The organism is Pseudogemmobacter sp. TB195 (assembly GCF_058313095.1).
This window is the reverse complement of record NZ_JBZEGG010000003.1, coordinates 89,856-102,012: the sequence shown is the minus strand read 5'-3', so window position 1 is coordinate 102,012 and position 12,157 is coordinate 89,856. Positions and strand designations below refer to the sequence as shown.

General features: G+C 60.7%; 11 protein-coding genes and 1 tRNA gene. 8 read left to right on the top strand and 4 right to left on the bottom strand.

What is annotated here, in order from left to right:
• The first annotated feature begins 1 nt into the window (after position 1).
• The 6 genes from AC4FS3_RS04785 to AC4FS3_RS04760 all read left to right on the top strand — a co-directional run bounded on the left by AC4FS3_RS04785 (position 2) and on the right by AC4FS3_RS04760 (position 5,417).
• On the top strand, positions 2–970 hold the full coding sequence (locus AC4FS3_RS04785; RefSeq protein ID WP_491019616.1) for a type II secretion system F family protein: 969 nt from the start codon (positions 2–4) through the stop codon (positions 968–970).
• A gap of 9 nt (positions 971–979) precedes the next feature.
• Entirely contained in the window at positions 980–1,963 is a 984-nt protein-coding gene (locus AC4FS3_RS04780; RefSeq protein WP_491019615.1) for a type II secretion system F family protein, read from the top strand.
• 22 nt (positions 1,964–1,985) lie between these two features.
• Positions 1,986–2,546, top strand: coding sequence for a tetratricopeptide repeat protein (locus AC4FS3_RS04775; protein ID WP_491019614.1), 561 nt, complete (start codon positions 1,986–1,988; stop codon positions 2,544–2,546).
• 61 nt (positions 2,547–2,607) lie between these two features.
• Positions 2,608–3,465: a tetratricopeptide repeat protein gene (locus AC4FS3_RS04770; protein WP_283178181.1), complete on the top strand. Its 858-nt coding sequence runs from the start codon at positions 2,608–2,610 to the stop codon at positions 3,463–3,465.
• Positions 3,466–3,468: 3 nt separating this feature from the next.
• The gene (locus AC4FS3_RS04765; protein ID WP_198837415.1) at positions 3,469–3,966 is read left to right on the top strand and encodes a prepilin peptidase; all 498 of its coding nucleotides are present in this window, start codon (positions 3,469–3,471) and stop codon (positions 3,964–3,966) included.
• Between the two features lie 119 nt (positions 3,967–4,085).
• Entirely contained in the window at positions 4,086–5,417 is a 1,332-nt protein-coding gene (locus AC4FS3_RS04760; RefSeq protein ID WP_283178182.1) for a DUF8689 domain-containing protein, read from the top strand.
• Positions 5,418–5,917: 500 nt separating this feature from the next.
• Here the strand turns inward: AC4FS3_RS04760 and AC4FS3_RS04755 are convergent.
• The 3 genes from AC4FS3_RS04755 to lon all read right to left on the bottom strand — a co-directional run bounded on the left by AC4FS3_RS04755 (position 5,918) and on the right by lon (position 8,961).
• Positions 5,918–5,992 (bottom strand) — tRNA-Val (locus AC4FS3_RS04755).
• A gap of 12 nt (positions 5,993–6,004) precedes the next feature.
• Complete coding sequence (locus AC4FS3_RS04750) at positions 6,005–6,409, bottom strand: HU family DNA-binding protein (protein WP_491019613.1); 405 nt, start codon at positions 6,407–6,409, stop codon at positions 6,005–6,007.
• Positions 6,410–6,555: 146 nt separating this feature from the next.
• Positions 6,556–8,961: an endopeptidase La gene (gene lon / locus AC4FS3_RS04745; RefSeq protein WP_491019612.1), complete on the bottom strand. Its 2,406-nt coding sequence runs from the start codon at positions 8,959–8,961 to the stop codon at positions 6,556–6,558.
• A 306-nt stretch (positions 8,962–9,267) separates the two neighbouring features.
• Between lon and AC4FS3_RS04740 the strand changes: the two genes are divergently transcribed.
• Positions 9,268–10,206 (top strand): hypothetical protein, encoded by a 939-nt coding sequence (locus AC4FS3_RS04740; protein WP_491019611.1) that lies wholly within the window; start codon positions 9,268–9,270, stop codon positions 10,204–10,206.
• A gap of 20 nt (positions 10,207–10,226) precedes the next feature.
• On the opposite strand, the gene tgt is transcribed toward AC4FS3_RS04740, so the two are convergent.
• Positions 10,227–11,357 (bottom strand): tRNA guanosine(34) transglycosylase Tgt, encoded by a 1,131-nt coding sequence (gene tgt / locus AC4FS3_RS04735; RefSeq protein ID WP_491019610.1) that lies wholly within the window; start codon positions 11,355–11,357, stop codon positions 10,227–10,229.
• Between the two features lie 177 nt (positions 11,358–11,534).
• On the opposite strand from tgt, the gene AC4FS3_RS04730 reads away from it, so the two are divergent.
• The gene (locus tag AC4FS3_RS04730) at positions 11,535–12,155 is read left to right on the top strand and encodes a TetR/AcrR family transcriptional regulator (RefSeq protein WP_491019609.1); all 621 of its coding nucleotides are present in this window, start codon (positions 11,535–11,537) and stop codon (positions 12,153–12,155) included.
• Positions 12,156–12,157 lie beyond the last annotated feature (2 nt).

The window sequence follows — 12,157 nt, the reverse complement described above, 5'->3', positions numbered from 1 at the left end:
CATGACCATTTCGATTGCGCCCCTCATCTATGTAATGATCTTCGTTGCCGTCATTGTGCTGGTCGAGGGGATCTACCTCACGGTCTTCGGCAAATCGATCAAGCTGAACAGTCGCATCTCGCGCCGGCTGACGCTGCTTGAGAAGAACGGCAACCGTGAAGAGGTGCTCGCCCAGCTCCGCAAGGAGATGAACCAGCACCTGAACTCGAGGAATATCCCGCTTTACTCGATCCTGGCCAAAAAGGCGCAGCGTGCGAATATTGCCTTCTCGCCGGTGCAGCTGATCGGGCTGATGGGCGCGCTTGGGGTCGTCGCCTTCCTGCTGCTGACCATCGGCACCTCGGCCGAATTCGGGGTCCGGATCCTTGCCGCCATCGGAATGGGCGTGGGTGGCATCTATGTCTGGGTCAATGGCAAGGCCAAAAAACGGATGAACCTGATGGAAGAGCAGCTTCCGGATGCCATCGACCTGATGGTGCGGTCTCTGCGTGTCGGTCACCCGTTCTCGGCGGCGGTCAATATCGTCTCGAAAGAGGTCCCCGACCCGCTTGGCACCGAATTCGGGGTGATCGCTGACGAGGCCGCTTATGGTGCGGATATATCCGAGAGCCTGAAGAACTTTGCCGAACGCATGGACAGCCAGGATCTGCGCTTCCTCGCCGTCGCGGTGACCATTCAGCAGCAATCGGGCGGCAACCTGGCCGAGATCCTCGACGGGTTGTCGAAAGTGGTGCGGGCGCGGTTCAAGCTGTTCCGCAAGGTCCGCGCCATCACCGCCGAGGCGAAATGGTCGGGCATGTTCCTCTCGGCCTTCCCGATCCTCGCGCTGATCATGATCAACGTGATTCAGCCGAATTACTATGACGGCGTGATGGGAACTCCGGTCTTCGTTCCCGCCGCCCTCGTGGTCTGCGCCTTCCTCATCATCAACGTGATCTTCATGAAGATCATGGTCAACATCAAGGTCTGAGGCACGATCATGTTCGACTCCATCAACTCTGTGCTCACCGGACTGCTTGGGCCGCTGGGGCCGCTGATCGCAATCGCCGGGCTCGGGATCGTGCTGGTGCTGATCGCCCTGCCGACGATGATGAAAAAACAGCGCGACCGTTTCGCCGAACTCGGCGTCCAGGCGGGCATCCGGGGCGCGGCTGCCGACGCTGGCAAATCAAACCGCCTGCGCCGCATGAGCTCGGGCGACCGGCTTGAGAAATACGCCCATCTGCTGGAGCCACAAAAGGCCGAAGAACTCTCTGCGCTGCGTCTGAAACTGATGCGGGCGGGCTATCCCGACAAGGGCGCGGTGCGCCTGTTCCACGCCGCGAAAATGGTGCTGGGTCTTGGCGGCCTTGTGCTGGGCGTGATCTATGCGCTGACCAATGCGACTGATGAAACCTCGACCACCACCTTGCTGATATATGGCGCGCTGCCCGGGGTGCTTGGCTATTACCTGCCGGTCTATTGGGTCGAAAAGCGGGTCGGCAAGCGCCAGACCGAGATCATCCAAGGCTTTCCTGATGCTCTGGACATGATGCTGGTCTGCGTCGAGGCCGGCCAGTCACTTGACCAGTCGATCATCCGCGTCGGCCGCGAAAGCCGCGCCGGCTACCCTGCCCTCGCCGATGAATTCGACCTCGTCGCCCAGGAGGTCAAGGCCGGCAAGGAACGCACGCAGGTGTTGCGCGATATGTCGGACCGGGTCGGCATCCCGGATGTTGCCTCTTTCGTGACCACATTGGTGCAGTCGGCGACCTTCGGGACGCCCGTTGCCGAGGCCATGCGTGTCTATTCCGCCGATATGCGGGACAAGCGTGTGATGCGGGCCGAAGAAAAGGCAAATATGCTGCCCACGAAGCTCACTTTGGGAACTATGATGTTCACAGTTCCGCCGCTGCTGATTATCCTGATCGGACCGTCGGTCTGGGGCATCGTGACCATGCTGGGGCAAATGGGCGGCAAGTGAGGTCGGGATTGAGCGTGTTGGTTTGAGATTTGCGGTCAGTGTTTTGCTGGTCGCGACCCTGCTTGCCGCCTGTGGCAATACGGGCGGCCTTGGTGCGTCGCGAAACACGCCTTTCGGGGTTAATCCAAAAGGCGCGGCGGTTGACGGGTTGATTGTCGGGCATCGTCTGATGGCGGCGGGCGAACCGGAGCTGGCGCTGAAAGCCTATTACCGCGCCGCCGCCGAAGACGGGATCAGCGTCGATACGCTTTCCGCCATCGGATCGGCCAATCTGGCGCTTGGGCGACTGGGCCAGGCCGAACAGGTGCTGCGCAATGCGCTGAAACAGGATGAGACCTTTGTCCCTGCCCTGAACAACCTGGGCGTCGTGCTGATGGAGCGCGGCAAGCTCGGCGAAGCGCGGCTTGTCTTCCAACAGGCCTATGCGCTCGACAGTGGCCAATCGGACTCGATACGTGACAATCTGAAACTCGCTATCGCCCGAACCGAAAACCGCGTATATGATGACGCCAGTGAGGAAAAGGGCGAATTCCAGCTCGTGCGCCGCGAGAAGGGGCAATATGTCCTTCTGACAGAGCTCTGAGGCGTCGGGCAAAGGCTGGAACCGGGCCTGAATTGGGCAGTAAAAGATAAAAGGACGCAAAATGCGCCACCTGGTTTTTGTGACACTGTGCCTCGGGGGCGCAGTTTTTCTTGCCGGATGCCAGAAGAATTCCGACGCGCAGGTTCAGCGCGCGCTCAAAGACGTCAATGTCATTGATGAAGCGAACCTCAACGACATCATGCTCACGGTCGGCGATCCCAATGAGGCCGTGGCCTATTTCCAGGGCGCCCTGCAAAAGGATCCGGGCCGGATCGATCTGATGCGCGGTCTAGGCAAATCGCTGGTGCGCGCCGGCAAGCCGATGGAAGCCGCCAAGGTGCTGGAACGGATCGTCACCATGGAAGGCAATAATCCCGAAGACAAGGTGATGCTCGCAGACGCGCAGATCCGCTCCAATGAATGGGCCAGAGCCAAGGCCACGCTCGCGACCATTCCGCCGACCCATGAGACCTTTGACCGCTACCGGCTGGAGGCGATGGTCGCCGACAGCGACAAGAACTGGAAAAAGGCCGACAGTTTCTACGAAATCGCGGCTGGTCTGACCACGAAACCCTCGGGCATCTACAATAACTGGGGTTTCTCGAAACTGACCCGCAAGGATTTTGGCGGTGCCGAGCGGTTGTTCAGCCAGGCGCTGACCTATGATCCGACCATGTTCACCGCCAAGAATAACCTCGTCATGTCGCGCGCCGCACAGCGCAAATACGACCTGCCGGTGATCGAGATGACCCAGACCGAACGTGCCGAGCTGCTCTACACCATGGCGCTGGCCGCGATCAAACAAGGCGATGTCTCGGTCGGCAAGGGTCTCTTGCAGCAGGCTGTCGACACCCATCCGCAACATTTCGAGGCCGCAGCCCGCAGCCTTGCCGCCCTCGACAACAATGTGACCAACTGAGCCATGACAACACCGACCATCACCCAGGCCCTGTGGTTCCTGCCCTTCTGCCTGCCGATTGCGCTCTGGGTCTCTTACACCGACCTGAAATATATGAAGATCCGCAACAATGCCTGTCTGGCGATGATTGCGGCCTATGCGGTGGTCGGCTGGCCGGCGCTTGGGCTGCACAGCTGGCTCTGGGGCTGGGCGATCATGGCGATCGTGCTGGTCTTCGGCTTTTTCGGCAATGCCGTCGGCCTTTTCGGCGCCGGGGATGCCAAATTCGGCGCCGCAATGGCCGGAGTGTTTTCCGGCGGCGACCCCTGGCTCATCGCGATGCTCTATGCGGGCTGCTCGATCGCCGCCCTTCTGGGCCAGCGTATCGCGCGGATGATCCCCCTGGTGCGGCGCGCCTCGCCCGACTGGGTCAGCTGGTCCTCGAAAAAATTCCCGATGGGGCTCGCGCTGGCGCTGATGCTGATTTTGTATCTTCTCGCCGCCTTCCTGCCCAAAGGCTGACATTATTCCCTGCAAACTGCTGCGATAACGGGCCGCTCTCTCCGGGGCGGCCCTTTGCATTCCGGCAGCGCCAAAGGCGCAGGCCGGCTGTGGGACAGAGTAAGACAGGGGCGCGGAAGATGAATGTGCAGCTGACCAATCCAGATGGTATCACCTCCGGCGTCCAGGCACCGCCTTCGCCGCGCTCGCTGGCCGATACCGGCATTGGCATCGTTATGCTGCGCGACATCCTCCTGAAGACCATGTTCCGCACCAATCTTGATCTCTGTTCGAGGATCAGTCAGGCGATCTCGCTGCCGGTGCCGCTGACCCAGGAGCTGATCGATCTCGCCCGCAGCCAGCGCCTTCTGGAGGCGACAGGAACCATGCATGCCAATGCCGGCAATGAGATGGGCTATCAGCTGACCGATGCCGGCAAGGCACGCGCGCTCGATGCGCTCGCCCAGTCGGAATATTATGGCGCGGTACCGGTGCCGCTGGATCAATATGGCGAACAGATCAAACGCCAGTCGATCCGCAATATCTCGCTCAACCGTGACCAGCTGATGGCCGGTATGGGAGGGCTGATCCTGCCCCCGGACCTGATCGGCAATCTGGGCCCGGCCGTGACTTCGGGCCGCTCGATCCTGATGTATGGCCCGCCCGGCAATGGCAAATCTTCGATCTCGCACGGGATCCGCAAAGCGATTGGCGACAAAGTCTATGTGCCGCGTGCGATCGAATATTCCGGCCAGGTGATCTCGGTCTATGACCCGATCGTCCATGCCGCAGCTGAGGCCGCGGTCGACGACCCGAACAGCCTGCGCCGCACCTCGAACCGTTTCGACAACCGCTATGTCTATTGCGAGCGCCCTTCGGTGATCACCGGAGGTGAGCTGTCGCTTGATATGCTCGACCTCGCCTATAATCCGGTGTCGCGCACCTATCAGGCGCCTTTGCAGCTGAAGGCCACTGGCGGCATTTTCATCATCGACGACCTTGGCCGCCAGGCCGAGCCGCCGCAAAAGATCGTCAACCGCTGGATCGTGCCGCTGGAGGAAAGCCGCGATATCCTCGCGTTGCAATCGGGTGAGAAATTTACCGTGCCCTTCGACACGCTGGTGATCTTTTCGACCAACTTCCACCCCAACCAGATCTTCGACGGCGCGGCTCTGCGGCGGATCTTCTTCAAGATCATCATCAATGGCCCGAGCCAGGAGATGTTCCTGAAGATCTTCGCGATGGTCGCACGCAAAAAGAAAATGCCGCTGGATGAAAAAGCGCTGATGTATCTCCTCAAGGTCAAATATCCGACCATCGACATGAACTTCGCGAATTATCAGCCGACCTTCCTGATCGATCAGATGATCTCGATGTGCCAGTTCGAAGGTATCCCGAACCAGATGAGCCCCGAACTGATCGACCGCGCCTGGGGCAATATGTTCGTAGAACAGGCCGATTTCGCGCATTGAAACTTGCGAACGATTAGCGAGCCGTGGTCCGAAGGCTGAAGGCGCGCAACAACCTTCCTGCGCGCAGGTCCGCCATGATCAGCGCATATATGACCAGAGTGCCTTCCCGGAAACTTGCAAGGGTCGCGCTCGACATTGTCGGGCCGCCCGGCTCCGGCAGAAGATCCGACAAGGTTCCTTCCTGAGCCGGCACCGCTTTGAGGGCGCCATGCGGTATGCCGCCCTCAAGAACGTGCCACCCTCACACCACCCGCCATAGCGCCGCTGCGACGATGGTATCAAACGGCATCCCTATCACACAGGCCCCGCAATATCTGGGCCGCAGCAACACGGTGACCATGTCCTAGACCTATCGCAGATTCGCGCCCCACACCTGACAGAGGCGATAGAAGTTTTGGATTTCGTGAGGTTTCGCGCGAGGCAGCAGGGTCCATGAACCATGGGGCGCTTTTTTAAAATGAAGAAGCCCCGGAACTATCCGAGGCTTATCAATACGATAATGGTGGGCGATAACGGATTTGAACCGCTGACATCTTCGATGTGAACGAAGCGCTCTACCGCTGAGCTAATCGCCCGGTGAGGGGCTTTTAGCTATCCTCTCCGTCCTCCGCAAGAGGCTCTTTCCCGCTTGCCTCTTTCTTTTGTCCTGCGTTCTTGACTTTGACTGTCAGAACAGCCCCGCCCGATTTATCCGATGATTTCACCACCTTGAGCCTGCCGAGACCGGGCAGGTTCAGCTCTTCTCCGGCCGCAAGCGCGGTTCCAAGCACCGCCAGAACAGCCTCGGACACTTCACGCTGCGTCTTTTTCGGAGCGTCGCTCTGCTCTGCCACACGGACCAGCAGATCCTTGAGCTTCAGACCCGCCGATTTCACGCGAGCCTCTTCACCTGCCTTGCCAGCCGGCGCAGCCGGGGATTCTGCCGCTTTGCCGGGCGGCGCCTTTCTGGCCGGGGTCGCCTTTGGTTTCACCGCAGTCTTAAGCGCTGGCATGGCCAAGTTCCCGCATATGTTTCACCTGCACCAAGCTTATCCATCCGCCCCGTGGCCCGCCAATGAAATTGCAGCGCCGCAAAAACAAAACGGCGCGGCAGGAGGGCCTGCCGCGCCGTCTTTGCTGTCAGCCGCTCAGGCCGGGATCAATGCGCAACATGTGCACGGTCGCGGCTTTCGGCCGCGCGGGCGGCGGCGGCGGCCTCTTCTGCGGCCTCATCCCAGTCAACCGGTTCTGGCTGACGGGTCAGGGCGCGGGCGAGAACCTCGCGCACATGGGACACGGGAACGATCTCCAGACCCTCTTTCACATTGGCCGGGATCTCGGCGAGATCCTTCTCGTTCTCTTCGGGGATGAACACCGTGCGGATGCCGCCCCGAAGTGCCGCGAGCAGTTTCTCTTTCAGCCCACCGATCGGCATGGCATTGCCACGAAGCGAGACCTCGCCCGTCATTGCAATGTCCTTGCGGACCGGAATACCGGTCAAAGCCGAGACAATCGCCGTCACCATTGCGAGACCGGCCGAGGGACCATCTTTCGGTGTCGCCCCATCCGGCACGTGGACATGGATGTCCACCGTGTCGAATTTCGGCGGCTTGATCCCCAGCTGCGGGCTGATCGAGCGCACATAGGACGACGCCGCGTCGATGGATTCCTTCATCACATCGCCGAGTTTGCCGGTCGTCTTCATACGGCCCTTACCGGGCAGTTTCAGCGCCTCGATATGCAGCAGATCACCGCCCACGCTCGTCCAGGCAAGCCCCGTCACCACGCCGACCTGATCTTCCTTCTCGGCCAGACCGTAACGATAACGCTGCACGCCGAGATATTCCTCGGATTTTGCCGTGGTCACATCAACGGATTTCGCCTGACCTTTCAGGATCTCGGTCACCGCTTTACGCGCCAGTTTCGCGATCTCACGCTCAAGGTTCCGGACACCTGCCTCCCGCGTGTAATAGCGGATAACATGGTTCAGCGTCTCGTCGGAAACGGCGAATTCGCCTTTCTTCAGACCATTGGCCTTGACCTGCTTCGGCAGCAGATATTGCTTCGCGATCTCGCGTTTCTCGTCTTCGGTATAGCCCGAAAGCGGGATGATCTCCATCCGGTCGAGAAGCGGCCCCGGCATGTTGTAAGAGTTCGCCGTGGTGATGAACATCACGTTCGAGAGGTCATATTCGACCTCGAGATAGTGATCGACGAAGGTGCCGTTCTGTTCGGGGTCAAGAACCTCAAGCAGCGCGGATGCCGGGTCGCCCCGGAAATCCTGGCCCATCTTGTCGATTTCATCGAGCAGGATCAGCGGGTTGGTGGTCTTGGCCTTTTTCAGCGCCTGGATGATCTTGCCGGGCATCGAGCCGATATAGGTCCTGCGGTGACCGCGGATCTCGGACTCGTCCCGCACGCCGCCGAGGCTGATGCGGATGAATTCACGGCCCGTGGCTTTCGCGACCGAACGGCCAAGCGAGGTTTTCCCCACGCCGGGCGGGCCGACGAGGCAGAGGATCGGGCCCTTGAGCTTCGTCGCCCGCGCCTGAACTGCGAGGTATTCGACGATGCGCTCTTTGACCTTTTCCAGACCATAGTGATCGCTGTCCAGCACCTTCTGAGCCGCCGGCAGGTCTTTCTTGGTGCGCGACTTCACGCCCCAGGGAACGCCCAGGAGCCAGTCGAGATAGTTCCGGACAACGGTCGCCTCTGCCGACATCGGCGACATCGACTTCAGCTTCTTGACCTCGGCTTCGGCCTTTTCCTTTGCCTCTTTGGACAGCTGGGTCTTTGCGATCCGCGCTTCCAGTTCGGCAATCTCGTTCTGTCCGTCCTCGCCGTCGCCGAGCTCCTTCTGAATGGCCTTCATCTGCTCATTCAGATAGTACTCGCGCTGCGTCTTCTCCATCTGGGTCTTGACGCGGGTTTTGATCTTCTTCTCGACCTGGAGGACGGAAAGCTCGCCCTGCATCTGGCCGTAAACCTTCTCAAGCCGCTCGGCGATCACCAGCGTTTCCAGAAGATCCTGTTTCTGCGCCACATCAATCCCGAGATGACCCGCCACCAGATCCGCCAGCCGCGCCGGTTCGCGCGTGTCGGAAACCGCAGCCATCGCCTCTTCGGGGATGTTCTTCTTGATCTTGGCGTAGCGTTCAAACTCTTCGCCAACGGCGCGCAGCAGCGCATCGACCGCTTCCTGATCGCCGGTCTCTTCCGAAAGCGGCTCGACGCTGGCCTCGAAGTAAGACGGGTTATCGATGAAATCGGTGATTTTCACCCGCGACTTGCCCTCGACCAGCACCTTCACGGTGCCATCGGGCAGTTTCAGCAGTTGCAGCACGTTTGCCAACACGCCGGTGCGGTAGATCCCTTCCGGCGAAGGGTCATCAACGGTCGGGTCAAGCTGACTGGACAGGAGGATCTGGCGATCATCCTGCATCACCTCTTCCAGCGCCCGCACCGATTTTTCCCGGCCCACAAACAGCGGCACGATCATATGGGGAAAGACCACGATGTCGCGGAGCGGCAGGACGGGGTAAGTGGAGGTTCTGATATCGCTCATCATTCATCCTTCATTTCGGCAGACAGTGCGGCCCCGGGTATCGGCAGCCATCGCCATCTCCATCGGATCGCCTGTTAATCTGTGTTGACCACAGTATGAATTCAAGTCTCCCACCCGCTCGCGGGTCAGCAAAGCAGAATAGCGTGCGGGCATGGCTCTGCAAGAGGGGTTGGCATCCGAAATGGCGAAGCCACCCGGAACTCCATCCCCATCAAAGCCCGAGCCGGGACATTTTTTCCCTGTTCGCGCCACATCATCGCCCGGAAGCCGGATAACAAAAAGGTGACACCAAACAGGAGCCGGGCCATGCTCAGGCGGATCATTCACCAATATAAGCGCATGCTCTTCGGCGGCACCCTGCTCACCCTGACGCTTTGCTTTGCGCTTTATGCGATGGACCAGTTCGACGCGGGCATGGTCGAGAGATTGCAAACGCCAGAGGGGCTCATTGCCATCGCGGTTCTCAGTTTTGGCTTTATCGCCCTGTGCACCGCGCTTCTTGCGGCTTTCACGCCGCGCTTTCTCGACGTGATCGAGGTCCTGCTCATCTCCCTCGCCCTGACAGCGCTGATTGTCACGGTCCTGGAACGGATCATGCCACCGCTGATGGCGCTGATCGGTCCAAATCTGCCGAAGCCGCGCGACCTGACCCATTGGGGAGAAGTTGCAGGCTGGGCGGAGTGGAGCATCCTTTTTGCCTGTTTCTGTCTTGTTTGTCGTTTTTCAGTCGGCCCCTGCCCGGACTGGATGCGCAGCAATGCAGGCCCATATCGGGGTCGCTTCACCTCACCAGAACCACCCGAAGAGGCCTGGAAGCTGCTTTACCCGCTGCCTGGACAGCTGGACCGCTATTTTTACCCCGAAAGCACCGTCAGCGCCGCCCCCGAGGGGAGCAGCGCCGATTTCATGCTTCAAAGAAAAGGCGATTCCCCGCATCTGGTCACGGTTCACGATTATATGCCGGGACGGCAGATCAGCATGGAATCTCAGATTTGGGATCCCGATGGGAAAACGGCCCTCAGAACGCTCGGCGGCACATTGTTTTTTGAGGTCAGTCCCGGCCCGGATGGCAGCAGCAAGATCTCCTGGCAGGAAACCGTCCGCGGCGCATATCCGATGCTGCGCCTCGGTATGGCGCTAAGCTGCATCGCCCGCGAGGTGAATGACGGCTACGCCGCACGGGCAAACGGGCGCCGGGATCGCTCTCTGCTCGCCACAGGTGTCCCGCAAATGCCGCCGCGCTGACTTTTGCGGCCTGCACCTGTTCAAAGCGGCTCGATATCGCCTTCTGCCCGTTTTGCATGGAAATCTGCGACAAAAGACGACAGCTGCCCTGCGCCGATGGCGTCCCTCAGTCCCTGCATCAGCTCCTGGTAATAATGCAAATTGTGCCAGGTCAGCAGCATCGAGGCGATGATTTCCTGGCTGCGCAACACGTGATGCAGATAGGCGCGGGAATAGTTGCGGCAGGCCGGGCAGGTGCAAGCCTCATCCAGCGGGCGCGGGTCGTCCTGGTGGCGGGCGTTCTTGATGTTCACCTGGCCGCGCCGCGTCCAGGCCTGGCCGGTGCGTCCTGACCGGGACGGCAGCACGCAATCCATCATGTCGATGCCGCGCTCGACCGCGCCGACGATGTCGTCGGGCTTGCCGACACCCATCAGGTAACGAGGCTTGTCATCTGGCAGGAACCCGGGGGCGTAGTCGAGAACGCCGAACATCGCCTCCTGCCCCTCGCCCACCGCAAGGCCGCCGACCGCATAGCCGTCAAAGCCGATCTCTGTCAGGGCTTTGGCGGATTCCTCGCGCAGATCCCGCGTCACGCCGCCCTGCATGATGCCGAACAGCGCATGCCCGGGCCGGTCGCCAAAGGCATCGCGCGAGCGCTGTGCCCAGCGCATCGAGAGCCGCATCGACTTCGCGACCTCTTCCTCGGTCGCAGGCAGCGCCGGGCATTCGTCGAAACACATCACGATATCCGATCCCAGCAGTTTCTGGATCTCCATCGAGCGCTCGGGCGAGAGCATGTGTTTCGATCCGTCAACATGGCTGGAAAACGTCACGCCTTCCTCGGTCAGTTTCCTCAGCCCCGCGAGGCTCATGACCTGGAAGCCGCCGGAATCGGTGAGGATCGGCTTTTGCCAGGTCATGAATTTATGCAGCCCGCCAAGCCGGTCGATCCGTTCCGCCCCGGGGCGCAGCATCAGGTGATAGGTATTTCCGAGCAGGATATCCGCCCCGGTCGCGGCAACCGAGTCCGGCATCATTGCCTTCACAGTCGCCGCCGTGCCGACCGGCATGAAAGCAGGCGTGCGGATATCGCCACGGGGCGTATGAATCACCCCCTGCCGCGCCGCGCCATCTGTCGCCTTCACCTCGAACGAGAACCGGTCCTGCATCACCATCTCCTGCCGCATCCCGGGCCCGCCTGCGGATTTTCGCCCGTCTCCGGCCCATATGGGCGGCTTCTGCCACAGTCCGGCAGGATTTGCACTTGCAGAGTCGCTTGCGGCCTGCATTATGAGAATGAACGTTCATTCACACCCTCCCCTCCTATTGCCGCAAGAAAGCCCCTGATGGAATCCCCTGCCGCACCCGCCCCCGGTCCTGGCGCGATCCAGCCCCGCAGCGCCGGGATCCTCACCGCGATCCGCAGTACCTTTGCCGCGAAAGGCTTTGACGGCACGTCGATGAATGACCTCGCCCGCGCCGCCGGGATGAGTGTCGGTAATTTCTACCGCTATTTCCCGTCGAAAACCGCGATCGTCGAAGCGCTGGTCGCCCAGGATGTCGATGAGGTGCGCGCGCAATTCGAAGCCGTGCTGGCCGCGCCCGACAAGATGGCGGCGCTGCGCGCCGGCATCGCGCAGCATCTGGAAGAGACGGGCCCGGATGATTGCCGGCTGGCGGCTGAGATCTCGGCGAGCGCGCTCCGGCAATCCGAGATTTCCACGGCCTGTCAGCGGATGGAAGAAACCGTCTGCGACATGCTGCTAGAGGTTTTCGCCGCGGTCTCCGGGCTTGCACCAGAGATCTGCCGCGCCCGTTTCACCTCGCAGGCCCGCTTTGTGGTCCTGGTGCTGCGCGGCTATGGCCAGCGCTCTGACCTCAGCCCCGACCCGACGCTGTCCCGGCTCATCCGGCGCAGCATTGACCAGATCCTTGACGATATCCCCCTCGCTCCTGCTCACGGTTGACC